This is a genomic window from Loktanella salsilacus, from assembly GCF_900114485.1.
Taxonomy (GTDB): Bacteria; Pseudomonadota; Alphaproteobacteria; order Rhodobacterales; family Rhodobacteraceae; genus Loktanella; species Loktanella salsilacus.
This window is the reverse complement of sequence record NZ_FOTF01000001.1, coordinates 302,470-328,738: the sequence shown is the minus strand read 5'-3', so window position 1 is coordinate 328,738 and position 26,269 is coordinate 302,470. Positions and strand designations below refer to the sequence as shown.

Genomic DNA, 26,269 nt, shown 5'->3' with positions numbered 1-26,269 from the left:
AGGGCCCAAACTGCGGGACGCGCTAAAGGCCCTCGGCCGATGGACCGTCCAGATCGTCAAACGCTCTGACACCGCGGAGGGCTTTGAAGTGCTGCCGCGACGGTGGGTCGTCGAGCGCACCTTCGCCTGGCTGAACCGATGTCGCCGCCTATCGAAAGATTGGGAAAAATCCATCGCAAGCGCAGAGGCTTGGATCCTCATCGCACACATCAGACGCGTCACACGGCATCTCGCAAGGGATTGAGAAGGTGCAGTTAGTTTTGAATCAGACTCTAAGACGCGGTTGGCCAACTTGGGTTTCACTGCCGCCTTAACAGTTGCGACTGTCCACATCAGCTGGCGTATTGCTAAAGCAGGTCTGTCCAAAGCGCGGCGCGTTGAAGACATAGGTCTGCATCACGATGTCTTTGATTTCCCCATCGCCCGAATTCCCGCCCCAAACGTTGCGCAAACCAAGGTTATAAGCGGACGAATAATGCGTCCAAGTCTCGACGAGGATAAGTCGATCCTCATTCCCCATCGTCGGCAGATTTGCGGTCATTGCTCTGGAGTCAGACGTGGTTAGACTGCTCTGAACGCCCGAGCCGCCACCATTGCGCGTTTCTGACCAGACAACGTGAAAGTGGTCGTCCGACGTTTCATTCGTTTCGCTGTCCTTGTCGTGATAGCGCAAGACGCTGACCCGCATTTCGGGGTTGGCATCGCTGTAGGTCAGGAATTTTAGCAGCCCATAGACCCCGTCAAGATAAGTGTCGCTGACGGCGTTCGTCTCGCGGCTCATCACGTCGGCGATCGTTATGGCGGCCTTTTCGCTGATCGCCTCGGCGCGATAGGCGTCGAAATAGGCAAGCGTGGCCAGAAACGTCCAGAACATGATCGGGGCCAAAATCAGAAATTCGATCGTCAGTGTGCCGTCTTCTTGCCGCCAGAGGCGGTAAAGCGCTGCGCGCAGGCGTGCCTTTAACTCCATTGGAATGGCTCCATCACATAGGCAGAGGTCGCGGTCAGCGAATAATAACCGCCATTGCCGTCTTGAATCAGCGCCTTCCCGAGGCCAGCAAAAGGCAGCAAAGGTTTGATCTGCATGCAGACACGCAGCATCATCAAATCGTTGTTCTTGCCGTTTACGATCTCGATTGGGCCCGGAGGGGACTCTTCTTTGTTGATGCAGGTGATCCCGCCAGCTGGTGCCGCAAATGCGGTCGGGCTGCTGGTGATCATTTCCAGCCGCAAGCTGGATTCGCAATCTACCATAATCAGCGCATTACTGCAGGTAGAGGCCACCAGTTTGTCGTGCGTTGGGTTTTCCATGATCCCCAGGCGCACTTCGCGTACCGTCAGGTCTAGTCCACGTTCCAGCATGACTTGCTGCATGGAATACATGCCCGCCTCGATCGTCATGCCAAACATCATCCAGATGGCTGGAAACAAGATGACGAATTCCACTGTCGATGATCCGGCCTCTGACCGGCGGAACCGGCGCAGAAGTCGCCCAAGGCGTGATGTTGGTGCCCCGCAATCGGTAGGGGCCGCGGTTTTGGGATGACGGCGCATCATTGTGTTAACCGCAGATCGGTGATCTGTTTTGCGATATTGGCAAAGATTTCGTCCAGCTCTTGCCCGGATGTCGCAAAAAAGTGGTTCGATGTGCTGGCGCAGTTTGCCATCTCGGTCCGGCCTGCCACAGCGTCGGCATCAGCGTCATCACCAGACATAGAGATCGTATAGATGATGATGCCTTTATCTTTGGCCGCTGTGCACATGCTTCGCATATATCCCACGCCCTGCGATGCCGTGTAGTATTCGCTACAATTAAGATAATTGCACTGTGATAGCCTTGGGCCGCTGTTTGAGGACTGCATTGCCCAAGAAAGGTTATGGTGCGCCCAGTAATACCGTTCGCTGGGATCATCGTAGTAATCATCGCGCATACGATAGGACCGATCATTATAGCCGTCGGTCATCAGCACAAGGTATTTCAGTGACCGAACCTTGGCGCTAGCCGCGTCACTCGCTTCATAGGGCTCTGGGCGGTCAGCAAAGGCAGCGTCGATGACACCGTTCGGCAGTCTGGCTGCCGTGGTCTGAAACGTAGGATCAAGCAGCGTTGTCCCCCATTTCAGCCCTAAAAAGATTGACGTACCTGCGCGCGGCTGGAATTGCCTAATCGCTGTGGTAATCTCGGAACTATTCTGGCTGATCGGAATAATCCGCTCAAATGTCTCTTTCGGGCAAACGGGTTGATCCAAGACGGGATTGGAACTGTCACGCGTGTAGCCCGATGCCGCTTTTGACGCACTACCAAACCCGTTAGCGTTGGTCTGGATGTTTTGTGTCTGCTCGTAGCCCACGCTTGCGCTGAACGACGTCGTTGTAAACGCCGAAGCTGGCAATTCGACGCAATGGGAAAAGTTGTGGGTCTGATCAACGTTCAAAAGATTGAACACATTCGGCCCAACATTCACATGTTCCGAATACGGCACGAGAGAGACCGAAATCCGGTCTTTGAATTCAGGCACCAGCAACGTTTCGACAAACTTTACCGCAGCGGTGCGCAGCTTGTCGATCCGGCGTGTGGTGGTGCCGTTGATGTAATAGTACATCGAGCCCGACAGATCGAGCACGAGGGACACTTCAACAGCGCCGACACCCTGAACAGCCGTGGAATTCGCAATGGCTGTCAGCGTTTTAAAGTCGTTTTCACTGTTGTTGGCGTAAAGGATATTGTTCAGGTGGCGCATAAAGAAGGTATCAAGTTCATAACGACCCTTCACCGACACCTCGCGCCGTTTAAAGCCTTGTTCAATAATTGGCGGGCCATCCATGCTGTCTGCCAAGCCTGACTTGGCAAAGTAGTCTGCCACGACGCTTGCCGGATCCTGCGACTGGTCCAGATTGGCCGCCGCCAGCGTGGCGCGGTCTGTCACGCCTTGCAACGTGGCGCGGCGGGATTCAAAGCGCATCAGGTCGACGGCAATGCCGCCCCATACCATCATGATAAACAGCATCGGCATAAAGACGAGGAAAAGGTTGCCGTCCTCGGACCGTACAAGGTGCAAGAGCCAGCCGCGCAAACGGTTGGATCGCTGGCTATGGGACTGGCCTGTGTGTCGCATCGTATCTTCCCCTTCAGGTGCCGTTTGGCGCATGGCAGGTCTGAAAACCCATTCCGCCAACCCGACATAAACACGGAAGGGGTGGCGAAATTACGGCAGAACTGCGCCGTCAAACTGGCTAAACCGCCGATTTGCGCCGACAATCGCGGGCAATGATGTCGATTGTGTTGACGCGCGCAACGCGATCACGCGCGCGGCAGGCGGTAAGCATGGTTGCGAACAAAGCTGCGTTAACTGTCTGTTGTGAAAGTAAGTGTTGTGTTGGGTTAAGGCTACGAATCGGTCTAGGCTTTCATCAGCCCCGTATTCACGCGGGTGGCCGTATGTCGGCGCAGTACAAGGATAGCATGATGGACCAGCAGACCCCTCCGGCAGAACCCGGCTTTCGCGAAAGCGTTGACATCATGTTTAATCGTGCTGTCAAACTGATGGACCTTAGCCCCGGGCTTGAGGAAAAAATCCGCATCTGCAACGCGACCTATGTGGTGCGGTTCGGTGTCCGCCTGCGCGGCGCGATCCATACCTTTACGGGCTACCGGTCGGTGCACTCTGAACACATGGAGCCTGTCAAAGGCGGCATCCGCTATGCCCTGAGCGTGCACCAAGACGAGGTGGAGGCGCTCGCCGCGCTGATGACGTACAAATGCGCGCTGGTGGATGCGCCCTTTGGCGGGTCCAAGGGCGGATTGTGCATCGACCCGCGCGCCTGGGACGAGCATGAGCTGGAACAGATCACCCGCCGCTTTGCCTATGAGCTGATCAAGCGCGACCTGATCAACCCTGCCCAAAACGTCCCCGCCCCTGATATGGGCACGGGAGAGCGTGAAATGGCGTGGATCGCTGACCAGTATAAGCGGATGAATACGACGGATATTAACGGCTCTGCCTGTGTGACGGGCAAGCCGATTAATGCGGGCGGTATTCAGGGCCGGACAGAGGCGACAGGCCGCGGCGTGCAATACGCCTTGCGTGAATTCTTTCGCCACCCAGAAGATATCGCCAAGGCAAACCTGTCAGGCAAACTGGCTGGCAAGCGCGTCATCGTGCAGGGTCTTGGCAATGTCGGCTACCACGCCGCGAAGTTCCTAAGCGAGGAAGATAATGCCATTGTCACCGGCATCATCGAACGTGACGGCTCGCTTTATGCCGAAGCCGGGCTGGACGTTGAGGATGTAAAGAAGTGGATCGCGACCCATGGCGGCGTGGCGAATTATCCGCACGCCACTCATGATGCCGACGGCGCAGCTTTGCTAGAACATGAATGCGACATCCTGATCCCCGCCGCGTTGGAAGGGGTCATCAACATGACCAACGCTGACCGCATCAAGGCCCCGCTGATTATCGAGGCTGCGAATGGTCCCACCACCGCCGGTGCCGACGAGGTGCTGCGCAAGAAGGGTGTGGTGATCATCCCCGACATGTATGCCAACGCGGGCGGTGTGACCGTGTCCTATTTCGAATGGGTCAAAAACCTGTCTCACATCCGCTTTGGCCGCATGCAGCGCCGCGCAGAAGAGGCGCGTCACGAGCTGATCGTGGCAGAGCTGGAGCGTCTAGACGAGATGCTAGAGCATCGCTGGTCGATGACGCCGAACTTTAAGGAAAAGTACCTGCGCGGCGCGGACGAATTGGAACTGGTGCGTTCGGGCCTCGATGACACGATGCGGACGGCCTATCAGGCGATGCGCGACGTTTGGCACAGCCGGGATGACGTGCCCGATCTGCGCACAGCGGCCTATCTGGTGTCGATCCGCAAGGTTGCCGATAGCTATCGCGCAAAGGGTCTGTAAGTCCTAACGCGCTGGGCGCAAAGGTTTTATGCCTTTGCGCCCAGCTGCGGTATTGTTGTTCGTTTGGCGAAAAGTCGGAGCAGAGCAAACGCCGCCGTAGCGGTGTTAAGTCCAGTCGCCGCGCCCAGTGCCGACGGCGTCGGCCACATTCGCGAAACCGTCGCGTTCCAGCAGTGCGTCCAACCCTTTGGCGATGTCTTCGGCCAACCGGATGCCGCCATAGACCAGCGCCGTATAAAGCTGCACCGCACAGGCACCTGCGCGAATTTTGTCATAGGCCTGCTGCGCCGACCCAACGCCGCCGACACCGATGATCGGCAATGCGGTCAACCCGGCAAGATGCGCCAGCACCCGCGTCGATTTTTCGAACAAAGGCTGGCCTGACAACCCGCCAGCCTCTGCCTTGTGCGGGCCATGCAGATCGTTGCGATCCAGCGTCGTATTGGTGGCGATGATGCCCGCGATACCAGAGGCATTGGCGACTTCGGCGACCTCTGCCACCTCGTCCAGCGACAAGTCTGGCGCGATTTTCAGGAATACGGGCACGGGCCGCTTCAGCGCATCATTCGTCGCGACGACTCCGGCAAGTAGGGCGGCCAAAGCAGCCTTGCCCTGCAAATCGCGAAGTTTTTCCGTGTTAGGAGAAGAGACATTCACGGTCGCAAAGTCGATGTGATCCCCGCAAGCGGCCAGCACCTGCGCGAAATCGCCAGCGCGGTCGCCGGAGTCCTTGTTCGCGCCAAGGTTCAACCCGACGATGCCTTTGTGGCCCTTTAGACGCGCGGCAATCGCTTCCATTCCGTCGTTATTGAACCCGAACCGATTGATCGCCGCCTGATCTTGCATCAGGCGAAACAGGCGCGGTTTGGCATTGCCGGGTTGCGGGCGGGGCGTTGCTGCGCCCACCTCGATAAAGCCGAAACCGCAGCGCGACAGCGGCCCAAGGGCGGTGGCGTTTTTGTCGAACCCCGCAGCCAGACCGACAGGGTTCGGCATGGCGATGCCCGCAACCGTCGTCCGCAACCGCGGCGAGGTGACAGGCCCGCCGCTGGGGCCAAGACCCATATTAAGCGCCGTCAGGGCCAGCCCATGCGCGCGTTCGGGATCGAACTGTTGCAGAACCGTTAGGGCCAGATCATCGAGGTGGCGAAACATCACTTAGTCCAGTTCTGGAAATTGATGCACACCGTCCTTGATCGGCAGCGGCTTGGCCCAGCGCACGTCATCATCCAGCAAGGGACGATACAGGTGCGGGAACAGATCGCCGCCGCGCGACGGCTCCCACCGCAGATCGGTGCCAAGGGCGTCCGCATCGACCGCGATCAGCCACAGGCCCGCGACATCGGCGAAATGACGCGCTGCAGTCTCGCGCGCTTGGGCAGCGGTCGAGAAGTGAATGAAACCATCGGCCAGATCCACGGGCGCACCCGCCGTCGATCCGTCCGCACGCAGGGCGTCCCATTCCGGGGCGCGAAAGATTTTATAGATCAGCATGGGCGTTAAATGACGCAGGGCAGGGGCAAAAGCAAGCGCAGGCCGGCGCTGGCAGGTGGCCTGCTGCCCCAATCTGCCCGTTTTGCGGTCATTTGCCTAAATGCACCGCCTGACCCAACGGCAAGGAGCAGCCTGTCATGCGACCTTCATTTGACTCAAGTGCAGTCAGCGGCCAATCTTTGACCATCAAATTAAAAATGACAGGGACACGACATGAACTTTCGCATTCTGGGAACCTCTTGCGCGCTTGCGCTTTTGGCCGGGGCTGCCAGCGCTGATTACAGCCTGACCATCCTGCACACCAACGACTTTCATGACCGGTTCGAGCCGATCAGCAAATACGACGGCCCCTGCGCTGTTGAAGATAACACCGCTGGCGATTGCTTTGGCGGCTCTGCCCGTCTGGTGACAGCACTGGAAGAGGCGCGTGCCAAGACCAACAATTCGATTCTGGTGGATGGCGGCGACCAGTTTCAGGGCACGCTGTTTTACACGCAGTACAAAGGCACGATGACGGCCGAGTTCATGAACAAGCTGGGCTATGACGCGATGACCGTGGGCAACCACGAATTCGACGACGGCCCCGAAGTGCTGGGTGCCTTTGTCGATGCTGTCGATTTCCCGATCCTGATGTCGAACGCCGACGTCTCGGGCGAGGCGCTGTTGTCCGGCAAGATCGCCAAGTCCGCGATCATCGAACGTGGCGGCGAAAAGATCGGCCTGATCGGCCTGACCCCTGTCAATACACCGGAAATCGCCAGCCCCGGTCCGAACGTCACCTTTACCCAGCCGGCCGATGCGGTGCAGGGCGAGGTCGACAAGCTGACAGCGGAAGGCGTGAACAAGATCATCGTGCTGTCCCACTCTGGCTACATGGTTGACCAAGACGTCGCGGCAAACACCACCGGCGTTGATGTGATCGTCGGCGGCCACGACAACACGCTGCTGGGCGATATGGAGGGGGCCAAGGGCAAGTACCCCACCATGGTTGGCGACACCGCGATCGTGCAGGCCTATGCCTACGGCAAATATCTAGGCGAGCTGAACGTGACCTTTGACGACGCTGGCGTCATCACCGAAGCCTCTGGTCAGCCGCTGGTCATGGACGGCGCTGTCGCCGAAGACCAGCCGACCGTGGACCGGATCGCTGAACTGGCCGCACCGCTAGAAGCGATCCGCTCTCAGGTTGTGGGTGACGCGGCCGAGGCGATCGAGGGCAACCGCGATGTGTGCCGCGAGATGGAGTGTTCCGGCGGTAACCTGATTTCCGATGCCATGCTGGCCCGCGTGGCCGATCAAGGCATTCAGGTCGCGATCTCGAACTCTGGCGGTATCCGCGCCAGCATCGATGCGGGCGAAGTCACCAAGGGCGAAGTCCTGACGGTACTGCCGTTCCAGAACACCTTGTCCACCTTTGAAGTCACCGGCGCGGTTCTGGTAGAAGCGCTTGAAAACGGTGTCAGCAAGGTTGGCGAAGGCGATGGCCGCTTCCCCCAAGTCGCTGGCATCACCTTTGACGTGACCGCCGCAAACGAGGCAGGCAGCCGCGTGTCCAACGTCATGGTCGGCGACGCGCCGCTTGATCCCGCTGCGACCTACGGCGTTGTGTCCAACAACTTCGTGCGTAACGGCGGCGACGGCTATGCGATGTTCAAGACTGCCGATAACGCCTACGACTTCGGCCCCGATCTGGCTGACGTCGTGGCGGATTACATCGCAGAGGTCGGCAGCTACACGCCGTACACCGATGGCCGCATCAACATGAACTGATGATATTGCACCGCCCCGGACGTGTTCCGGGGCGGTGCACCTTGATACCCGAAAAATCTTCCTCGAAGATTTTCCCCCGCTTAAAGCTTTTCGTACGAAACGTTTTTGCCGCTGACCGCCGCGCACATTTGCCTGCATCTGGTCAGCTGCCGCGATCCACCTTATGTCTTTGGGATGTGTGGACGCATGGCAATTACCCTACCTCATGACGCGATGGCGCAGGTGTTTTCTGCTGTGCCCGCAAATGATTTGCCCGATACACCCAATTACAACGTCTGCCCGACGGTGCCGGTGCATGTCGTCACATCGGATCAGGGCAGCCGGCGGCTGCGCGCCATGCGATGGGGTTTTGTGCCGCAGTGGTACGACACGCCCACAAACGGGCCGCTGCTGATTAATGCGCGCTCTGAAACGATTGCTGACAAGCCTGCCTTTCGCGCCGCTGTCCGCGCGCGGCGCTGTCTGATCATAGCCAGCGGTTTTTATGAATGGAAACGAGAGGCGGGGCAGGTGCCGCAACCTTGGTTCATTGACCGCAGTGACGGCGCGCCCATGGCAATGGCCGGAATTTGGCAGGCGTGGGATAAGGGCGATGCGCCCCTTGTGTCCTGCGCTGTTGTGACCTGCACTGCCAATGCGGCGATGGCCCCTATTCACGACCGTTTGCCGGTGATCCTAAAGCCCGATGACTGGCCGCTTTGGTTAGGGGAAGCAGGGCACGGCGCGGCGGTTTTGATGCGGCCCGCGCCAGATGACGTGCTACGTTTTACGAAAGTATCGCGTCAGGTGAATTCAAACCGGGCCAGCGGCCCGGCTTTGATCACGCCAGTAAGCTAATTTACGGTTAGTAGCTATCGGGCGCAGTTCCGGATCTCACAGACGCATTTGCTAATCTGTAAGTTTGACGGTCTCTTGTGTAAGTTGAGTTGTAGATCGACACCGACGATGAAATCCAGATCCACGAACCGTGCCGCAAGTCGGTTTGCTTTGTCGTGCGACCGTAAGCGTCTGTGTAGTAAAAGGTGACGTATTGACCCGTTTGGTTATAGATCGCCACGGACTGACCACTGCAGATATAGTGGATGTCCGGCACATAACCATAAGGTTCGATCCGCATGATCTTGGTGACACTACCGCAATCACCGGCTGCCGCCGCTAGGGGGGCCAGCAGGGCGAAGATAGTTAGGCACGAATTCATTAGCAGTTTGCGCATTGGCACGTCCTCCGGTCGGATCACCACGATTGTTAAGAAGGTCTTGCTGCAAAAAAGTGGCGCGACTAAGGCGAAATGATGCACGAAAATGGGCTTGCACCTGCGCGTGGGGCAGGGCTATACCCAAACCTGCAAAGCGCGCGGGCGTTGTGTAATGGTTAAGACCTCAGTTTTCCAAACTGAAGATACGGGTTCGATTCCCGTCGCCCGCTCCATGCTCCCCCCCCTTATGCTAATCAGTCGATGCTATGCCGCTTTGGCATTTGTGTAGCAGCGCCTTTCGCTTGTGCCCCGGCTGTCACAGTTTTATGTGCGATGCAGCTTAAGCAGGATGAATGATATGGCCGATGCGCCCCCAGTCACCGACGCAGAACGCGCCAAATCAAAAAACATGGGCGCGCTGCGCCAGCTTTGGCCGTTTCTTGCGCCCTATCGCCGCCTGATGGCGTTGGCGCTGGGCGCGCTAACGTTGACGGCTTGTGTATCGTTGATATTGCCGCTGGCGGTGCGCCGGGTGGTGGATAACTTCGACGTGCAAGCGGGCCAGTTGCTGGACCGTTACTTTGCCGCCGCCCTTGGTATCGCAGCGCTGCTCGCTGTGGGCACGGCCCTGCGCTATTACCTTGTGACGCGCCTTGGCGAACGGGTCGTCGCCGACATCCGCACCGCTGTCTTTGACCGCATGATCGGGATGTCGCCCGCGTTTTTTGAAAATATCATGACCGGTGAGGTGCTGTCGCGCATCACCACCGACACAACGCTGATCCTGTCCGTGATCGGCAGTTCGGTCAGCATCGCCTTGCGCAACTTCTTGATTTTTATCGGTGGTCTGATTCTGCTGATGATCACGTCGTTCAAATTGACAGCGCTGGTGCTGCTGTTGGTACCTGCCGTTATCGTGCCAATCGTGGTGCTGGGCCGCCGCCTGCGCGTGCTGAGCCGTGAAAACCAAGATTGGATCGCCCAGTCGTCCGGCAACGCGTCAGAGGCGCTTTTGTCTGTGCAGACCGTGCAGGCCTTCACCCACGAGGACCTGAGCCGTAAAAAGTTCTGGACCGTGACAGAGAAAAGCTTTGACGCTGCCCGCACCCGCATCGCGGTCCGCGCTTGGATGACGGCCATCGTGATTTTTCTGATCTTTGCTGGCGTTGTCGGCGTGATGTGGATCGGGGCCCATGACGTGCGCGCTGGCACCATGACCGTCGGAGAGCTGGTGCAATTCGTGATCTATGCTGTGATGGTCGCCGGGGCCGTCGGGGCCTTGACCGAAGTTTGGGGCGAATTGCAACGCGCCGCTGGCGCAACCGAACGTCTGGTTGAACTGCTGAATGCCGACGACGCCGTGCGCGATCCGGTTGCGCCCGTCGCTGTGCCCGATGTGGCCAAAGGCCAGATCAGCTTTGACGATGTGACCTTCCGCTATCCTTCGCGCCTTAGCATTGCGGCCCTTGATCATGTGAACCTGACCGTACAGCCGGGCGAAACGATCGCGCTGGTTGGCCCGTCCGGGGCGGGCAAGACGACGATCATCCAACTGCTGCAGCGGTTTTATGACCCGACCGAAGGCGCGATCCGTCTGGACGGTGTGGATCTGCGCGATATGAAACGCGCTGATTTCCGCAAAATGATCGCGCTCGTGCCGCAAGATCCGGTCGTCTTTGGCGATACCGCGCGGGAGAACATCCGCTTTGGCCGCCCCGATGCGACCGACGCACAGGTAGAGGCTGCTGCAAAGGCGGCTGCCGCGCATGACTTCCTGATGGCGTTGCCTGACGGCTACGACAGCTATGTCGGAGAGCGCGGCGTGATGCTGTCTGGCGGTCAAAAGCAGCGGATCGCCATCGCCCGCGCGATTCTGCGCGACGCGCCAATCTTGCTGCTGGACGAAGCGACCAGCGCGCTGGATGCGCAAAGCGAAAGACTGGTGCAGGCTGCCGTCGATGATCTGGCCAAAAGCCGTACCACACTAATCGTGGCGCACCGTCTTGCGACCGTGAAAAAGGCAAATCGCATCGTCGTTTTTGACGGCGGACGCATCGTGGCCACCGGCACGCACGACGAATTAGTCGCCGAAGGCGGGCTATATGCGCAGCTGGCGCGCCTGCAATTTACCGACGGTATCGCTGCAGAATAGGAAATATCGTGGCGTCAGTCTTGCGACGCTACGCCTTTTCCGTTCAGTGTTGGCAGGTAATAACAGGCCGTTGAGCGGCCGAAGACGTTCTGGGAGGGACATCATGGGATATGCAGGCCGGGCCGACGCCGCAGCCATCGAAGCGGAAACACCCTGGGCCAATCGTGACGTACCCGTCACGACGTTCGCGCAACTGACGCAAACGGCTGGGAAATTTCCAGATCGCCCTGCGGTCACGTTCCAACTGGAATCGGGCCCCAAAGACCCAGCAGAGACGCTGACGTGGTCGCAACTGCTGGACCGCACCGTGCAGAGCGCGAACCTGTTTCGCAGCCTTGGCATCCGCGAAGGCGACGTCGTCGCCTTTATGCTGCCGAACTGCACCGAAGCCGTCCTGACCTATCTGGGCGGGCAGATTGCGGGCATCGTAAACCCGATCAACCCGCTGCTGGAACCCGAACAGATCGCTGCGATCCTGCGCGAAACCGGGGCCAAAGTGTTGGTCACGATGAAATCCTTCCCTAAATCCGACGTCGCGCAAAAAGCGGCTGCCGCCGTGGCGCTGGCGCCGAATGTGGGCCACGTGATCGAGGTTGACCTGCTCCGCTATCTGACCGGCGCAAAAAAGCTGATCGTGCCGTGGATCCGCCCCAAGAACGTGGCGAACCACAAAGCCAAGATCATGGATTTCGACAAATCCGTGAAAAAGCAGCCGACATCGCTGCAATTCATCGACAGCCCGACCGACCGCGTCGCCGCCTATTTCCACACCGGCGGCACGACGGGCATGCCCAAGGTCGTGCAGCATCTGTATTCCGGTATCATCTACAACAACTTTCTTGGCGCGCGCCTGCTGTTCACCGAACACGACGTTCAGATTTGCCCGCTGCCGCTTTTCCACGTGTTTGCGACCATCGTGTCACTGGGATCCTCGCTAGGCTCTGGCGCGCATGTCGTGTTTCCGACGCCGCAGGGGTATCGCGGGGCAGGGGTGTTCGATAACTTCTGGAAGCTGATCGAGCGTTACAAGGTCACCTTTGTTATCACCGTGCCAACTGCGATGTCGGCCCTGATGCAGCGCCCGGTCAACGCCGATATCTCTTCGCTAAAACTTGTGTTCTGCGGCTCTGCGCCGTTGCCGCTTGAACTCTATCGCCGCTTTGAAGAGGCCGCAGGCGTCACAATCTGTGAAGGCTACGGCCTGACAGAGGCGACTTGCCTCGTGTCGATCAACCCGCCGCATGGTGAAAAGAAGGTCGGCTCGATCGGCATTCCCTTCCCCTATACCCGCGTCAAGATCATGGACGTCGAAAGCCATGTCGAATGCGGCCCCGATCAGATTGGCGAAATCTGCGTGTCTTCGCCCGGTATTTTCAACGGAAATACCTACACAGAGGCCGACAAGAACAAGAACCTTTACTATGCGGGCGACGATCACGCTGCGCAGTTCCTGCGGACTGGCGATCTGGGCCGCGTCGACGAAGACGGTTACGTCTGGATCACAGGCCGCGCCAAGGACCTGATCATTCGCGGCGGCCACAATATCGATCCCGCCGAGATTGAAGAAGCGCTGGCAGGCCATGACGCCATCGCCTTTGCTGGCGCTATCGGTCAGCCCGATGCCCACGCAGGCGAGCTGCCATGCGTTTATGTCGAACTCGTCGACGGTGCCAAGATCACCGAGGAAGAGCTGCTGGAGTATGCTAAGGCGCACATTCATGAACGCGCCGCACACCCCAAGTATCTGGAAATCTTGGACGAGCTGCCAAAAACTGCCGTCGGCAAGATCTTCAAGCCGGATCTGCGCAAAAAGGCCATCGCCCGCGTTTATGACAAAGCGCTCAAGGACGAAGGCGTCGCCGCCCATGTGGAAACGGTGACCGAGGACAAAAAACTCGGCCTTGTCGCCCATATCGCGGGCACGGCCACCACCGAGGATATTTCGGCGGTCCTGTCGCACTATACCGTCGCTTGGAACCAAGCGAATTAACGGGGGCCAGCCGCACCTTCACTTGGCTCAATAAACTCCCGCCGGAGGCATCACACGATGCCTTCGGCGCTTTGCTATCTGCCACGCGCCAAGCCGCCGATACAGTCCAATCCCCCTTGATTGCAGTCCGCGCAGCATCGATGATCGCGTCATACCGCTTGGAAAGGCCGCCCTATGCTTTGGTTCGCGATTGCCTGTCAGATGGGCCTCTGCACCGACCGCAGACCGCCCCCGACAGCAGAGCCCTACATGATCGTAAACGACGGCGGAGGTCAGTTGATCAGCGCCGAGGCGGATCGCGCCGACTTGCTGGCTTGGGGTGGTAGGGTAGAGGTGCGTGGCTTTTGCCGCTCGGCCTGTGTGATTTTCACGACCTTGCCAAACGCCTGTGTCGGACCCGCCGCGACGATCGGCTTTCATGGATCGAATGTGAACAAGGGCCCCATCGGTAATCAACAGATGGCGCGCTATCTGCGCGGTGCGGCAAAGCGTAAATTTCTGGCGGAATGGCAGTTCATTCCCCCAACTGAAATCCACAAGATCACAGCCCGCCGCTACGCCGCGCTTGATCCGCAGATCAAGCTTTGTGACAATTAATGAACGAACCGCCTAAAACGTCGGCGGCGTGCAGGCGCTGATGACTTCGCAGACCTGATCGCTGGCGTTGCGAAATCGGTGGGGCAGGCGGCTGTCGAAGATATATCCGTCGCCGGGCACCAGCACGGACACTTCGCCGTTCACTGTGACCTCGATCTGCCCCTTTACGACAATGCCAGCCTCTTCGCCGGTATGGCTTAAAAACTCTGGCCCCGTGTCCGCGCCGGGCGGATAGGATTCGTGCAGCAATTGCAGCGCGTGTTCCGATGCCCGGCCCAATTGGCGCAGCGATACATGGGGGCGCGGATCGGCGTCTTGCGGCGCGATTTCGTGGAATTCGTGCGCTTTGAAAAAGTATGCTGGCTTGTCCTCAGCCGCCGCAGGGGGCGTAAAAAAGTCCGCCATACTGATCGGGATCGCATCCAACAAAGACTTAAGCGACGCGACAGACGGCGATGTCTTGTTCTTTTCAATCAGACTGATGGTACCATTCGTCAGCCCCGCCCGGGTGGCCAGTTCACGCTGTGACAGCCCATGTTCTTCGCGCAGGCTGCGCAGCCGCTCTCCGATGTCCAACGCCTGTCTCCCTTTCGGTGGCCGCCCGTGCATGTGCCGGGTGCAGGAAATATTAAGGGGCGTTGCGCGGCAAAGTTTCAAGCGAAATCAACGAAAGGTCGTTGCACGACAAAAGGTGACGCAAAATGGAACGAAAACTCCGTTTGACAATTATATTAAACACGAGGCAATGATTTATTATACACCCCTTGGCCCGCAAAGGACCGCGCGCATGACCCAGAAAAGCAAGACATCTAAGACCAAGATCAAACCTGCGACCGCTGCAGCCGAGGCACCGCGCACCCCCCTGACTGTCGTGCCTGATCTGCCCATTGAACAGCAGTCGAACGCCGCCCTTCTGCGCCGCCGTACGCAGGCCGTGCCCCGCGGCGTTGCCTCTGCCACGCCGATCTTTGCCAGCTACGCCGAAAACGCAGAGCTGTGGGACGTCGAGGGTAACCGCTTTATCGACTTCGTCGGCGGTATTGCTGTGCTGAACACCGGCCATCGCCACCCGCGCGTTGTTGCCGCCGCCAAGGCGCAAGAAGACCTGTATACGCACACTTCTTTTCAGGTCGTGCAGTATGAACCCTATGTTGCGCTGGCCGAACGCCTGAACGCGCTGGCCCCCGGCGATCATCCGAAAAAGACGCTGCTGGTCACAACTGGCGCTGAAGCTGTGGAAAACGCAGTCAAGATCGCCCGCGCCGCCACAGGCCGCCCCGGCGTTATCGCTTTCACCGGCAGCTATCATGGCCGCACCCTGCTGACGCTGGGCCTGACCGGCAAGATTAGCCCTTACAAAAAAGACGTCGGCCCGTTCCCGTCTGACATCTACCGCGCACCGTTCCCGAACGCCCGCGACGGTATTTCGGTGCAGGACGCCCTGACCGCGCTGAACAACCTGATGCTGACCGACGCGCAGCCAGAACGCATCGCCGCGATCATCATCGAGCCTGTGCTGGGCGAGGGGGGCTATACCCCTGTTCCGTTCGAAATGATGCAAGCCCTGCGCGCCCTGTGCGACAAGCATGGTATCATGTTGATCGCGGACGAGATTCAGGCGGGCTTTGGCCGGACTGGTAAATGGTTCGCGATTGAACACTCTGGCGTCGTGCCTGACCTGATCACCGTCGCGAAATCCATGGCGGGCGGCTATCCGATCGCTGGCGTCATTGGCCGCGCCGATGTGATGGACGCGATGATCCCCGGCGGCCTTGGCGGCACCTACGGCGGCAACCCTGTCGCCTGCGCCGCAGCGCTGGCCGCGATTGACGTCATCGAAGAGGAAGGCCTTCTCGCGCGTTCGACCGAAATCGGCGACCACTTCAAGGTGCGCTTTGCCGAAATCGGTGCACGCGCAGCGCCGTTCCGCCTGTGGGACATCCGCGGCCTTGGCGGCATGGTTGCCGTTGAATTCGTGACCGACTTCTCGACTGCTGCACCCGATGCCGACCTGACAAAGCGCGTTGTGGCGCACGCCTTGCAGCGTGGCCTGATCCTTCTGTCCTGCGGCCTGCATGGCAACGCCCTGCGGATCATGGTGCCGCTGACGGCGTCTGATGCGGTGATCGACGAAGGTCTCGCGATCTTTGAGGCCGCCCTGACCGCTGCCGTGGCCGAGCAGCAGCAGGCCTAAATATCTAAAAAGCAATGAAATGGCGGACCTTTCGGTTCGCCATTTTTTGCCACCAAATTTGCCTTGCAGGGGACGCCGTTCCTTTTTCGTACGCGACCTGTTAGACATACGGCCTCCCGGATTTTCCCGGCCCTCAGGAAGAAATAGAAATGACTCCCTTCGCAATCGCCGGTGTTCAGATGTACGTGAACCCGCTTCATTCCAACGTGGATGGCATGATCCAGCGCCTTGATGTGCTGATGCTACGCTTTCCTTGGACCCAAATGGTGCTGTTTTCGGAACTCGCGCCATTCGGCCCGCTGGATAAGTTCGCGCAAGAACCGCAGAACGAAACCCTTGATCGGTTTTGCGAAGCCGCGCGCAAGCACAAGGTCTGGCTGATCCCCGGCTCGATGTTCATCCGCCACGCGGACGGGCGCATTCTGAACACATCCTTTGTGATCGACCCCGACGGCAATATCGTCAAACGCTACGCCAAGATGTTCCCATTCCGCCCCTACGAGGCTGGCATCGCCGCAGGCACCGAATTTTGCGTCTTTGACGTGCCGGATGTGGGCCGGTTTGGCCTGTCGATTTGCTATGACATGTGGTTCCCCGAAACGACCCGCCAGCTGACCGCCCAAGGGGTCGAGGTGCTGTTGCACCCCGTGCTGACCGGAACCACCGACCGCGACGCCGAACTGGCCATCGCGCGCGCCACGGCGGCGCAATTCCAGTGCTACGTCATTGACGTAAACGGTCTGGGATCGGGCGGCATCGGGCGGTCGTGCGTCGTCGATCCGACGTCCATGGTGCTGCACCAAAGCCAAGGTCAAGAGGACATGTTCCCGATTGAAATCGACCTTGATATGGTCCGCCGCCAGCGCGAAACTGGCATGAAGGGTCTGGGGCAAGTCCTGAAATCCTTCCGTGACCGGGACGTCGATTTCTCTGTCTATGATCGCACCAGCGGCGTAGACAGCTTCCTTAACACCTTGGGGCCATTGGCAATTCCACATCAGGGCACACGCGCCGGTCTGATGGTCGACGTGCCAGGAGAGGCCGAGATGGAGATCGAATATAAAACTCCGACGGGCACTGTTGCAGTCCCGCCAATCGTCCCCCACACTGACGTTATCTAACGCCACCTTGGCGACTGGCCCGGGTTTCACCGGACCAGTCCGCCCAATCGGCGTCCCGCGTAACAATACCGAGGACCGACCGTAATGCATTCCGTGACCGACTATTATTCTGCGACCCAGTTGCGTGCCGACCGTTGGAGCGAATTGCGAGAAGTCACAGCGCAACTGGCCCGCGAGGCACCAGCAAAGATCGACCCGACGCTGCGCAGCCAAGCTTCTGAACTGTTCGATGGCTTGGCCGAGATCGAGGCCTATTGGGCTTTCCCCGGCATGCAGGTGTTCGACCACATGCGCCGCCAGTTCGAGCATAACAGCTTTACCGAACTGTCCTACAGCGTTCACCGCGTCGCCCGTGCCCTGACCACCGGCGCATACCGCCGCCGCCACATTCCGCTGGACCACGACAGCGACGACCGTGAAGAGCATGACGACGAGGCGCTGCTGTCCCCCGAAGTGCGCGCCATGACCAAGCCCTATTTCGAGGTGCTGATCGTGGACGAGGTGTCCGACGCGCAGGAACACTGGCTCAAGGCCAATGTCCACGCCATGCGCCGCGCCGAAGATCCGTTTATCTACGAGGCTTTGGTTGTCCCATCGGTCGAGGATGCGCTGATCGCGGTGCTGTTTAACCATAACATTCAGGCCATCGTGGTGCGCCCCGGCGTGACCCTACGGTCCAAGTCCGACCATCCCATTCTGGCGCGTTTTCTTGAAGGCGTTGCTGGCACCGACAAGCTGAACGACCTGCAAACCAAGGATTATGGCCCCGCCCTGTGCCGTCTGATCGATGACGTGCGGCCAGAACTGGACGCCTATTTGGTGACGGAACGGTCGGTCGAGGATATCGCCGGCACCGAACTCGGCATCTGCCGCCGTGTTTTCTATAACCAAGAAGACTTCATGGAACTGCACCTGAACATCCTGCGCGGTGTGCAGTCGCGCTATAAAACGCCGTTCTTTACGGCTTTGGTTAACTATTCCAAGCAGCCGACAGGCGTCTTTCACGCCATGCCGATTTCACGCGGCAAGTCGATTACGCGCAGCCATTGGATTCAGGATATGGGCGCGTTTTACGGGCCTAACATCTTCCTCGCCGAAACCTCTGCCACGTCGGGCGGGCTGGATTCCTTGCTGGAACCGCACGGCCCGATCAAAGAGGCGCAGGAACTGGCGTCGCGCGCTTTTGGGTCCAAGCAGACGTTTTTCGCGACCAACGGCACTTCGACCTGCAATAAGATCGTCGTGCAAGCGCTTGTTCGACCAGGAGATATCGTTCTGGTCGACCGCGACTGCCACAAGTCGCATCATTACGGCATGGTGCTGGCGGGCGCGCAGGTTTGCTACCTCGATAGCTATCCGCTGAACGAATATTCCATGTATGGCGCTGTGCCGCTGCGCGAGATGAAGCAGCAGCTGCTGGACCTCAAGGCCGCTGGCAAGCTGGACCGCGTGCGGATGCTGCTGCTGACGAACTGCACCTTTGACGGCATCGTCTATAACGTCGACCGCGTCATGGAAGAGTGTCTGGCCATCAAGCCCGACCTGATTTTCCTGTGGGACGAGGCATGGTTCGCCTTTGCCCGCTTTAACCCGACCTACCGCAAGCGCACCGCGATGCGGACCGCCAACAAAATGCGCGCGCGGTTTAAGACCGAAGAGCACGCCGAGGCCTATGCCGCGCAGCAGGAAATGCTCAAAGGGGCCGACACCGAAACCATTCTGAACACCCGGTTGATCGCCCCGCCAACGGCACGCATCCGCGTCTATGCCACGCAATCGACGCATAAAACGCTGACATCGCTGCGGCAGGGATCGATGATCCACGTCAACGATCAGGACTTCAAAGGCGAGGTCGAACAGGCCTTCCACGAAGCCTATATGACGCACACGTCAACATCGCCGAATTATCAAATCATCGCCTCCCTTGATGTGGGCCGCCGCCAAGTCGAACTTGAAGGGTTCGAATTTGTTCAGCGCCAGCTAGAAGCGGCCATGTCGATGCGCCGCGCTATATCTACGCATCCGCTGCTTAAGAAATACTTTAAGGTGCTCAGCCTGGCGGAAATGATCCCGTCCGAATACCGCGAAAGCGGGACCGAGAGCTATTACGATCCCGACCGCGGTTGGATCGACATGCTAGAGGCGTGGGAGGACGACGAATTCGTCCTTGATGCCACTCGCGTGACGCTGGGCGTTGGCGGCACGGGCTGGGATGGCGATACCTTTAAGACGCAGATCTTGATGGATAAATACGGCATCCAGATCAACAAAACCTCGCGTAATTCGGTGCTGTTCATGACGAACATCGGCACCACGCGGTCCAGCGTCGCTTACCTGATCGAAGTGCTGGTCGAAATTGCCCGCGGGCTGGATGACCTGCTGGATGACGCGTCAAAGATGGAGCGTCTTGGCTTTGAGCGCCGCGTCGCCAACCTGACGGAAAAGTATCCGCCGCTGCCCGATTTCAGCCGCTTCCACGATGCTTTTCGCGCCGACAATGTCACGTCAGAGGGCGATATCCGCACGGCCTATTACATGGCTTACGACGAAAACAACTGCGATTACATGGACCTAGACGGATCGCTTCAGCACGCCCTAGACGCGGGCGAAGAGGTCGTCAGCGCCAGTTTCATCATTCCTTACCCACCCGGCTTTCCGATCCTCGTGCCGGGGCAGGTGATTTCGTCTGAAATCCTCGCCTTCATGCGCGCTTTGGACGTGAACGAGATCCACGGCTACCGCGCCGACCTTGGCCTGCGCGTCTTCACACCCGAAGCCTTGGCAGCCCAAACGCCGCAAAAACGACTGACAGCAGCGAAGAAGCTGACATCAAATAAAACCGCCGCAGAATAACAAAGGACGATTCATGACCACGACAGTTCTCAAGAATATCTCCGAAATTCGCCGGTTCTTTCACCGCAACGAAGAGCCCGTCTACTTTATCTCTGCGACCAACTTTAACCTGCTCGGCCTTGATGAGTGGGTGAAAAACTTCAAGTATATCTGCTACATCGACTGTTACGGTGGCAAGCACCCCAACGTGTTCTGCCCGTCCGAACAGCCCCACGCAGAATTCCAGTCCATCGAGGACATCAACAACTATCTGCTGCAGCACAAAGAGGTCATCGACTTCATTAAGCGCCGCGGCGGCAAGCCCAAGTTCGTGTTCCTGATGTTCGACGAGGAAACCGAACGCCTGTCCAAGGAACTGGGCGCCGACGTCTGGTTCCCCAAGGCCAAGCTGCGCCAATCGCTGGATAACAAGATCGAAACTGTGCGTATCGGCAACAAGGCGGGCGTCCCGTCGGTGCCGAACACGCTGGCAGAGGTCAAATCCTACGAAGAGCTGCGCCGGATCGCCGAAAAGGCCGGGATCGGTCACGATCTGGTTCTGCAATCGGCCTTTGGCGATAGCGGGCACACCACGTTCTTTATCAAATCCGAAGAGGATTTCCGCCGCCACGAGCATGAGATCGTCGGCGAGGGCGAGATCAAGATCATGAAGCGGATCGACTGCCGCGGCTCTGCGATCGAGGCTTGCGCCACGTCTCAAGGCACGATCGTTGGCCCGTTGATGACGGAACTTGTCGGTTTCAAAGACCTGACGCCGTATCGCGGCGGCTGGTGTGGTAACGAAATTCTGGCCACAGCCTTTCCGCCCAAGGTGCGTCAGCAAGCGCGCGACATGACTTTTAAGTTCGGCGAACAGCTGCGCAAAGAAGGCTATCGGGGCTACTTCGAACTCGACTTCCTGATCGACAAAAAGACGGGTGATCTGTGGCTGGGGGAATTGAACCCACGCATCACCGGCTGTTCATCCATGACGAACCACGCCGCGTTTGCGCATGCCGACGCGCCGCTGTTCCTGTTTCACCTGCTGGAATTCAGCCGAAAAAAGTTCCAGCTGGACGTGGACGAGCTAAACAATCGCTGGGCCAACCCGGACATGATCGACAGCTGGTCGCAGATGGTGATCAAGCACACGGCTGATACGGTCGATATCTGCACCGAGTCGCCTGAGACTGGCATCTACAAAATGCTGGAAGACGGCCGCGTTGTTTATGACCGCTTCGACTATCACCGCCGCGCGGTGGAATCGGAAAACGAGGCGTTCTTTCTGCGCATCCTGCAGCCCGGCGATTACCGCTATGAAGGTGCCGACATCGGCATCCTTGTGACGCGCGGACGGTCCATGACGAAGTCGTTCCAGTTGAACGACCGCGCCGCCAAGTGGATCCACGGCATTAAGAAGTGCGTCTCGGGCAAGCCGCTTCCCGTCGCCTCCGCAGGGCCAGCGCTGGCAGAACCTGCCTTCAAGATCATGTAAATGCTCTGGCGCGCGCTATCAGAAGAACAGCCCGGTCCCCGGTGGGCCGGGCTGTTCGCCGAATACTGGCCCGCCTACCGCAAGTGGTGGTTGCGGGACGGCGAAAGCGCGCGCCCGACCTATCTGGAATGTCACCGCGCCTTGGCATCCAACATGCCAGAGCTGGTGCCACTTTACGATTCCCTGTGCGAATTGGCTGGCGGCGGCGATATGGCCGCCCGTTTCTTGTCCTTTTACAACCCGCCACCTTATCTCAGCGGGTGCAGTCAAGCGATCTGGCCCGGCACAGAACCCGTGCTGGTGCGCAACTACGACTACAACCCGAACGCCTTTGACAGCCTGATCCTGAACACCAATTGGAACGGCCGCCGCGTCATGGGCATCAGCGACGGGCTTTGGGGCCTTGTCGACGGCATCAACGACGCGGGGCTGGCGATCTCGCTGACCTTTGGTGGTCGGCGCATCGTGGGGCAGGGGTTCGGCGTGCCGCTGATCCTGCGCTATATTTTGCAAACCTGCACCACCACAGAAGAGGCGGGCGAGGTGCTGATGCGTATCCCGACCCATATGTCCTACAACGTCACGGTGCTGGACGAGCACCGCAACTATTTGACGGCGATGATGGGCCCGGACCGCAAGACGCTGCTGACCCGCAACGCCGTCGCGACCAACCACCAAGAACAGGTCGAATGGGTCAGCCACGCCCGCTTTACCGCCACGGTCGAACGCGAACGGTTCTTGCTGCACCGCCTGACCCTGCACCGCGACCCGCAGGATGTGTTCATCGACGCCTTCCTGAAACCGCCGCTCTACTCCACCGCTTTCGCGCAAGGCTTCGGCACGCTTTACACGACTGTCTACCGCCCAAGGCTACGCGAGATGGAAGTCCGCTGGCCCGGCACCGTTTGGCCCATGTCGATGCATCATTTCCAAGACAGCGCCCGCCGCGTTGCAATCCCCGGCGTCGCATAACAGCCCCTTTGGCATTCATCTTGCCAAAAATACTCAAAATCAGTGCCCGCCCGCAGTGGGGCAGATGCCCAACGCACTGCCAATCCAAACCTTACAAATCTGTATAGCGCGCGTCAGGCAATCGTCAGGGCAGGGGTGCATCTAAGGTTCATAAAGACGCAACCAAAGGATGCTGCCCATGACCCCCTCGATCCGCCGCTCTGCTGCCGCGCTGACGATGTTTGCCGCTTTGGCCGGCTCCACCGCCATGACTCTCGCCCCGACCGCCGCGCTGGCTGTTCCCGCTGGCGGCTATGGGGATCTGGTCGAAACCCTGTCCCCCGCCGTGGTCTTTATCGAAGTGACGGAAAAGGCGCAGGACGCGCAGTCGCTGGCCGACGCCTTGCCGCCCGGCTTTCCGCGTGAAGAGCTAGAGCGCCGCTTTGGCCCCATGTTCCAGACTCCGCAAGGCGGCCAGGCAGAGCCGATGCACGCGCTGGGGTCCGGTTTTATCGTGTCCAAGGACGGCTATATCGTCACCAACAACCACGTTGTTGACGGTGCCCAGACGGTCAAGGTCACGCTCAGCGACGATAAGGAATACGATGCCGAGGTGATCGGCGTGGACCCCTTGACCGATATCGCGCTGATCAAGATCGACACCGGCGCCGACCTGCCAATCGTGCCTTGGGGCGACAGCAATACCGTGCGCCCGGGTGACGAAGCGCTGGCCATCGGAAACCCCTTTGGCCTTGGCGGCACCGTGACCTCTGGCATCGTGTCCGCCGTGTCCCGCGACATCCACTCTGGCCCCTATGACGACTACATCCAGACCGATGCCGCGATCAACAAGGGCAACTCTGGCGGTCCTCTGTTCAACGCGGATGGTGAAGTTATCGGCGTGAACACGATGATTTTCAGCCCCGGCGGCGGGTCCGTGGGCATCGGCTTTGCTGTGCCATCTGATCTGGTGCAAAAAGTCGTCGCCGATCTGCAAGATGACGGCACCATCGCGCGTGGCTGGCTGGGCGTTCAGATTAAGCCAATGACAGAGGAAATCGCCTCTGTGCTGGGGTATGACAGTCCCAAAGGGGCCGTGATTGAAGACGTCTCTGCAGACAGCCCCGCCGCAAAATCTGGCCTGAAGAGCGGCGATATCATTCTGACCTTCGCGGGCAAAGACATCGCGGACATCGGCGATCTGACCCGCGCTGTGGCTGACGTGACCCCCGGCACCGAAACCGTTGCGACGGTTTGGCGCCAAGGGCGCGAGATGTCGATTGACGTGACCGTCGGCGATCTGGCGAAAAAAGCCGCCTAAGGCGACCCTATAGGCACGGCCCGATGCACCGGGCTGCTGTCCTTGGCTCTGATTGATGCACCAGCTGAGCCTTGGCCCCGCCGTTCCTGCCTTGGGACGCGCGGGGCCTTTTTCTTGCCAAGCGGGCGCGCACGCCCCATCTGTCAAAGGATCAGGCATGACGCATGGAAACACGATGAAGATACTCGTGGTCGAAGACGACCGGACGACTGGCCAATACATCACGCGCGGTCTGCGCGAAGAGGGGCATACGGTCGACTTGGTGGAAAATGGCCGCGACGGCTTGGTGCAGGCCACAAGCGCAGAGCATGACGTGATGATTATCGACCGGATGCTGCCGGAAATTGACGGGCTGACGCTCGTGAAATCCTTGCGCGGCGCCGGCAACCGGACGCCGGTTCTGATGCTGACCGCGATGGGATCAGTGGATGACCGCATTGGCGGGCTGAACGCGGGTGCGGACGATTATCTGGTCAAACCGTTTGCCTTTGGCGAACTGTCAGCCCGGATCAACGCCCTTGGCCGCCGCCCGCGTGCGCTGGCGCAGGACGTGACGCTGACCGCTGGCGATCTGGTGATGGACCTTGTCACCCGCGACGTCACCCGCGCGGGGCAAAAGATTGATCTGCTGCCGCGTGAATTCGCGATCCTTGAACACCTGCTGCGCCGCAAGGGCCGCATCCAGACCCGCACCATGTTGCTGGAAAACGTCTGGGGCATTTCATTCGATCCGCAAACCAATGTCGTCGAGACCCATATCAGCCGCCTGCGGGCCAAAGTGGACAAGCCATTTGATGTGGACCTGATCAAAACCGTGCGCGGCTCTGGCTACCGGATCGAGGGATGAAGACCTTCTTGCACCGCCTTATCGCGCTGCTGCGTGCCAGCCCCGTACGGCTGGCCTTGGGGCTGGTTGCTGTCTTTGCGCTGATTAGTATCGCCAGCCTGACCGCCAGCTATACCGCCAGCCGGAAATCGCTGGATGCCACCATGCGCAGCGACTTGCAGCAGGACGTTGCAGGCTTTCGCGCCGCGCCGTCTGCCACCGCGTTGGCCGCATTAGTCGCGGCAGAGGCGCGGGTCAGCGATCCTGCGCGCATTGTGTTGTCCTATGTTTCCCCGCGCGGGCGGCACTATGGCAACGGCGTGCTAGCGCAGGATCAAGACGGTTATTTCCTGACGACGCTGGACGGCGAAGGCACGCGCATCGGCGGCGAATATCTGGCGCTGACCACGCGGCTTTATGGGGGCCAGCTCAGCATCGCGCGCAGCCGGGCCGAGATTGACCAGCTTTGGACGGTGTTCCGCAACATTGTGCTGCTGTCCCTGCTACCGACGCTTGTGATCGCGCTGGGGGCCGGGCTGGTGATGGCGCGGCGGTCTGCGCGGCAGGTGAATGCGCTGGGGCGCACGCTGGACCAGCTGACCAGCGGCGATTTGGCGGCCCGCGTGCAGCCCACGGCGCAATGGTCCGACGATTTTCGCCGCATCGGCACGCGCATTGACCGGATGGCGGCGGCGCAAGAAACCTCAGTGGATGCGCTGCGGCAGGTGTCGTCGGACGTGGCCCATGATCTGAAAACCCCGATCCAGCGCATTTCCGTGCATCTGGATGATCTGTCCGGCCTGCCGCTGCCGGATGACGCGGCGGCCCTTGTCGACCTTGCGCAGGCAGAGGTCGCGGGCGTTGTGTCCGTCTTTCACGCCTTGCTACAAATCGCCCAGATCGAGGCAGGCACGCCCAAGTCGCGCTTTGCCCCTGTCGATCTGACAGCCTTGGTCGCCACCTTTGCAGAGCTTTACGATCCCGCTGCGACCGAAGACGGCCGCGATTTGATCCTTGATGTCACCGCGCCGCAAGCAATGGTGTTGGGCGACCGGGATTTGCTGGGGCAGATCCTTGCTAACCTGATCGAAAACGCCCTGCGCCATACCCCCGCTGGCACGCCGATCACCATTGGTCTGCACCGGCGGGGCGGCGATGTGATCCTCACCGTCGCCGACAAAGGCCCCGGTATTCCCCAAGACGAGCGGAGCCGCGTTTTGCAGCGCCTCTACCGCCTTGACCGCAGCCGCGCCACGCCGGGCAGCGGTCTGGGGCTTAGCCTTGTCGAGGTGATTGCAGACCTGCACGATGCCACGTTGACCCTATCGGATCACGCGCCGGGGCTGATGGTGTCGTTGCGAATGGCCGCGCTGAAACAATAGCCTTCTGCGCATAAATCCATCGCCCGTGCGCGGCTGTGATATT

Annotated in this window: 22 protein-coding genes and 1 tRNA gene; 16 read left to right on the top strand and 7 right to left on the bottom strand. The window is 59.4% G+C overall.

Annotation, left to right across the window (positions count from 1 at the left end):
- The coding region (locus BM131_RS01505; RefSeq protein ID WP_139222571.1) for a transposase at positions 1-244 on the top strand (244 nt) is incomplete at its 5' end.
- 66 nt (positions 245-310) lie between these two features.
- On the opposite strand, the gene BM131_RS01500 is transcribed toward BM131_RS01505, so the two are convergent.
- Genes BM131_RS01500 through BM131_RS01490 form a run of 3 tightly spaced genes read right to left on the bottom strand, consistent with a single transcriptional unit; the run spans position 311 to position 3,116 of the window.
- A complete protein-coding gene (locus BM131_RS01500; RefSeq protein ID WP_090184545.1) occupies positions 311-970 on the bottom strand; it encodes a TadE/TadG family type IV pilus assembly protein in 660 nt (219 codons plus the stop codon).
- Entirely contained in the window at positions 961-1,557 is a 597-nt protein-coding gene (locus BM131_RS01495; protein WP_090184543.1) for a TadE/TadG family type IV pilus assembly protein, read from the bottom strand. The genes BM131_RS01500 and BM131_RS01495 overlap by 10 nt, the downstream gene beginning before the upstream one ends.
- Complete coding sequence (locus BM131_RS01490) at positions 1,554-3,116, bottom strand: pilus assembly protein TadG-related protein (protein ID WP_090184539.1); 1,563 nt, start codon at positions 3,114-3,116, stop codon at positions 1,554-1,556. Before BM131_RS01490 ends, BM131_RS01495 begins: the two co-directional genes overlap by 4 nt.
- 350 nt (positions 3,117-3,466) lie before the next feature.
- Between BM131_RS01490 and BM131_RS01485 the strand changes: the two genes are divergently transcribed.
- Positions 3,467-4,906, top strand: a complete 1,440-nt coding sequence (locus tag BM131_RS01485) for a Glu/Leu/Phe/Val family dehydrogenase (protein ID WP_090184536.1) — start codon at positions 3,467-3,469, stop codon at positions 4,904-4,906.
- A gap of 105 nt (positions 4,907-5,011) precedes the next feature.
- Here the strand turns inward: BM131_RS01485 and BM131_RS01480 are convergent, their stop codons facing one another.
- Together BM131_RS01480 and BM131_RS01475 are read right to left on the bottom strand one after the other, a co-directional pair.
- Positions 5,012-6,061, bottom strand: coding sequence for a quinone-dependent dihydroorotate dehydrogenase (locus tag BM131_RS01480; RefSeq protein ID WP_090184533.1), 1,050 nt, complete (start codon positions 6,059-6,061; stop codon positions 5,012-5,014).
- A 3-nt stretch (positions 6,062-6,064) separates the two neighbouring features.
- On the bottom strand, positions 6,065-6,400 hold the full coding sequence (locus BM131_RS01475; RefSeq protein ID WP_090184652.1) for a DUF952 domain-containing protein: 336 nt from the start codon (positions 6,398-6,400) through the stop codon (positions 6,065-6,067).
- A 213-nt stretch (positions 6,401-6,613) separates the two neighbouring features.
- Here BM131_RS01475 and BM131_RS01470 point away from each other — a divergent pair, with 213 nt between their 5' ends.
- Positions 6,614-8,170, top strand: a complete 1,557-nt coding sequence (locus BM131_RS01470; RefSeq protein WP_090184530.1) for a bifunctional metallophosphatase/5'-nucleotidase — start codon at positions 6,614-6,616, stop codon at positions 8,168-8,170.
- A 174-nt stretch (positions 8,171-8,344) separates the two neighbouring features.
- Positions 8,345-9,007 carry an SOS response-associated peptidase gene (locus tag BM131_RS01465; RefSeq protein ID WP_090184650.1) on the top strand — a complete coding sequence of 221 codons (663 nt, stop codon included), beginning with the start codon at positions 8,345-8,347 and terminating at the stop codon, positions 9,005-9,007.
- A 7-nt stretch (positions 9,008-9,014) separates the two neighbouring features.
- On the opposite strand, the gene BM131_RS19895 is transcribed toward BM131_RS01465, so the two are convergent.
- The gene (locus tag BM131_RS19895) at positions 9,015-9,383 is read right to left on the bottom strand and encodes a hypothetical protein (protein ID WP_139222569.1); all 369 of its coding nucleotides are present in this window, start codon (positions 9,381-9,383) and stop codon (positions 9,015-9,017) included.
- 140 nt (positions 9,384-9,523) lie between these two features.
- Here BM131_RS19895 and BM131_RS01460 point away from each other — a divergent pair.
- The 4 genes from BM131_RS01460 (at position 9,524) to BM131_RS01445 (ending at position 14,104) form a co-directional block, all read left to right on the top strand.
- A tRNA-Gly gene (locus tag BM131_RS01460) sits at positions 9,524-9,598 on the top strand.
- Between the two features lie 125 nt (positions 9,599-9,723).
- Positions 9,724-11,517 carry an ABC transporter transmembrane domain-containing protein gene (locus tag BM131_RS01455; RefSeq protein ID WP_090184527.1) on the top strand — a complete coding sequence of 598 codons (1,794 nt, stop codon included), beginning with the start codon at positions 9,724-9,726 and terminating at the stop codon, positions 11,515-11,517.
- 103 nt (positions 11,518-11,620) lie between these two features.
- Positions 11,621-13,507 (top strand): acyl-CoA synthetase, encoded by a 1,887-nt coding sequence (locus BM131_RS01450; protein WP_090184524.1) that lies wholly within the window; start codon positions 11,621-11,623, stop codon positions 13,505-13,507.
- A gap of 174 nt (positions 13,508-13,681) precedes the next feature.
- Entirely contained in the window at positions 13,682-14,104 is a 423-nt protein-coding gene (locus BM131_RS01445; RefSeq protein ID WP_090184521.1) for a hypothetical protein, read from the top strand.
- Positions 14,105-14,116: 12 nt separating this feature from the next.
- On the opposite strand, the gene BM131_RS01440 is transcribed toward BM131_RS01445, so the two are convergent.
- Positions 14,117-14,680: a cupin domain-containing protein gene (locus BM131_RS01440; protein ID WP_090184518.1), complete on the bottom strand. Its 564-nt coding sequence runs from the start codon at positions 14,678-14,680 to the stop codon at positions 14,117-14,119.
- A 211-nt stretch (positions 14,681-14,891) separates the two neighbouring features.
- Here BM131_RS01440 and gabT point away from each other — a divergent pair, with 211 nt between their 5' ends.
- The 8 genes from gabT to BM131_RS01400 all read left to right on the top strand — a co-directional run bounded on the left by gabT (position 14,892) and on the right by BM131_RS01400 (position 26,226).
- Complete coding sequence (gabT, locus tag BM131_RS01435) at positions 14,892-16,298, top strand: 4-aminobutyrate--2-oxoglutarate transaminase (RefSeq protein ID WP_090184515.1); 1,407 nt, start codon at positions 14,892-14,894, stop codon at positions 16,296-16,298.
- A gap of 149 nt (positions 16,299-16,447) precedes the next feature.
- Positions 16,448-17,419, top strand: a complete 972-nt coding sequence (locus BM131_RS01430) for a carbon-nitrogen hydrolase family protein (protein ID WP_090184512.1) — start codon at positions 16,448-16,450, stop codon at positions 17,417-17,419.
- An 84-nt stretch (positions 17,420-17,503) separates the two neighbouring features.
- Complete coding sequence (locus BM131_RS01425; RefSeq protein WP_090184509.1) at positions 17,504-20,272, top strand: aminotransferase class I/II-fold pyridoxal phosphate-dependent enzyme; 2,769 nt, start codon at positions 17,504-17,506, stop codon at positions 20,270-20,272.
- Positions 20,273-20,285: 13 nt separating this feature from the next.
- A complete protein-coding gene (locus BM131_RS01420; RefSeq protein ID WP_090184506.1) occupies positions 20,286-21,746 on the top strand; it encodes a biotin carboxylase in 1,461 nt (486 codons plus the stop codon).
- Positions 21,747-22,718, top strand: coding sequence for a C45 family autoproteolytic acyltransferase/hydrolase (locus BM131_RS01415; RefSeq protein WP_090184501.1), 972 nt, complete (start codon positions 21,747-21,749; stop codon positions 22,716-22,718). It begins immediately after the preceding gene.
- Between the two features lie 169 nt (positions 22,719-22,887).
- Positions 22,888-24,018 carry a Do family serine endopeptidase gene (locus tag BM131_RS01410; RefSeq protein WP_425434296.1) on the top strand — a complete coding sequence of 377 codons (1,131 nt, stop codon included), beginning with the start codon at positions 22,888-22,890 and terminating at the stop codon, positions 24,016-24,018.
- Positions 24,019-24,193: 175 nt separating this feature from the next.
- Positions 24,194-24,865 carry a response regulator gene (locus BM131_RS01405; protein ID WP_090184644.1) on the top strand — a complete coding sequence of 224 codons (672 nt, stop codon included), beginning with the start codon at positions 24,194-24,196 and terminating at the stop codon, positions 24,863-24,865.
- Positions 24,862-26,226 (top strand): sensor histidine kinase, encoded by a 1,365-nt coding sequence (locus tag BM131_RS01400; RefSeq protein ID WP_090184499.1) that lies wholly within the window; start codon positions 24,862-24,864, stop codon positions 26,224-26,226. The genes BM131_RS01405 and BM131_RS01400 overlap by 4 nt, the downstream gene beginning before the upstream one ends.
- The last annotated feature ends 43 nt before the right edge of the window (positions 26,227-26,269 follow it).

Bases quoted from the DNA above. Each gene is read 5' to 3' on its own strand.
- BM131_RS01410 (WP_425434296.1), top strand. From the start codon at position 22,888: ATGCTGCCCATGACCCCCTCGATCCGCCGCTCTGCTGCCGCGCTGACG.
- BM131_RS01420 (WP_090184506.1), top strand. From the start codon at position 20,286: ATGACCACGACAGTTCTCAAGAATATCTCCGAAATTCGCCGGTTCTTT.
- BM131_RS01485 (WP_090184536.1), top strand. From the start codon at position 3,467: ATGGACCAGCAGACCCCTCCGGCAGAACCCGGCTTTCGCGAAAGCGTT.
- BM131_RS01490 (WP_090184539.1), bottom strand. From the start codon at position 3,116: ATGCGACACACAGGCCAGTCCCATAGCCAGCGATCCAACCGTTTGCGC.
- BM131_RS01465 (WP_090184650.1), top strand. From the start codon at position 8,345: ATGTGTGGACGCATGGCAATTACCCTACCTCATGACGCGATGGCGCAG.
- BM131_RS01450 (WP_090184524.1), top strand. From the start codon at position 11,621: ATGGGATATGCAGGCCGGGCCGACGCCGCAGCCATCGAAGCGGAAACA.
- BM131_RS01470 (WP_090184530.1), top strand. From the start codon at position 6,614: ATGAACTTTCGCATTCTGGGAACCTCTTGCGCGCTTGCGCTTTTGGCC.
- BM131_RS01475 (WP_090184652.1), bottom strand. From the start codon at position 6,400: ATGCTGATCTATAAAATCTTTCGCGCCCCGGAATGGGACGCCCTGCGT.
- BM131_RS01405 (WP_090184644.1), top strand. From the start codon at position 24,194: ATGAAGATACTCGTGGTCGAAGACGACCGGACGACTGGCCAATACATC.
- BM131_RS01500 (WP_090184545.1), bottom strand. From the start codon at position 970: ATGGAGTTAAAGGCACGCCTGCGCGCAGCGCTTTACCGCCTCTGGCGG.
- BM131_RS19895 (WP_139222569.1), bottom strand. From the start codon at position 9,383: ATGCGCAAACTGCTAATGAATTCGTGCCTAACTATCTTCGCCCTGCTG.
- BM131_RS01495 (WP_090184543.1), bottom strand. From the start codon at position 1,557: ATGATGCGCCGTCATCCCAAAACCGCGGCCCCTACCGATTGCGGGGCA.
- BM131_RS01445 (WP_090184521.1), top strand. From the start codon at position 13,682: ATGCTTTGGTTCGCGATTGCCTGTCAGATGGGCCTCTGCACCGACCGC.
- BM131_RS01430 (WP_090184512.1), top strand. From the start codon at position 16,448: ATGACTCCCTTCGCAATCGCCGGTGTTCAGATGTACGTGAACCCGCTT.
- gabT (WP_090184515.1), top strand. From the start codon at position 14,892: ATGACCCAGAAAAGCAAGACATCTAAGACCAAGATCAAACCTGCGACC.
- BM131_RS01480 (WP_090184533.1), bottom strand. From the start codon at position 6,061: ATGTTTCGCCACCTCGATGATCTGGCCCTAACGGTTCTGCAACAGTTC.
- BM131_RS01425 (WP_090184509.1), top strand. From the start codon at position 17,504: ATGCATTCCGTGACCGACTATTATTCTGCGACCCAGTTGCGTGCCGAC.
- BM131_RS01400 (WP_090184499.1), top strand. From the start codon at position 24,862: ATGAAGACCTTCTTGCACCGCCTTATCGCGCTGCTGCGTGCCAGCCCC.
- BM131_RS01415 (WP_090184501.1), top strand. From the start codon at position 21,747: ATGCTCTGGCGCGCGCTATCAGAAGAACAGCCCGGTCCCCGGTGGGCC.
- BM131_RS01455 (WP_090184527.1), top strand. From the start codon at position 9,724: ATGGCCGATGCGCCCCCAGTCACCGACGCAGAACGCGCCAAATCAAAA.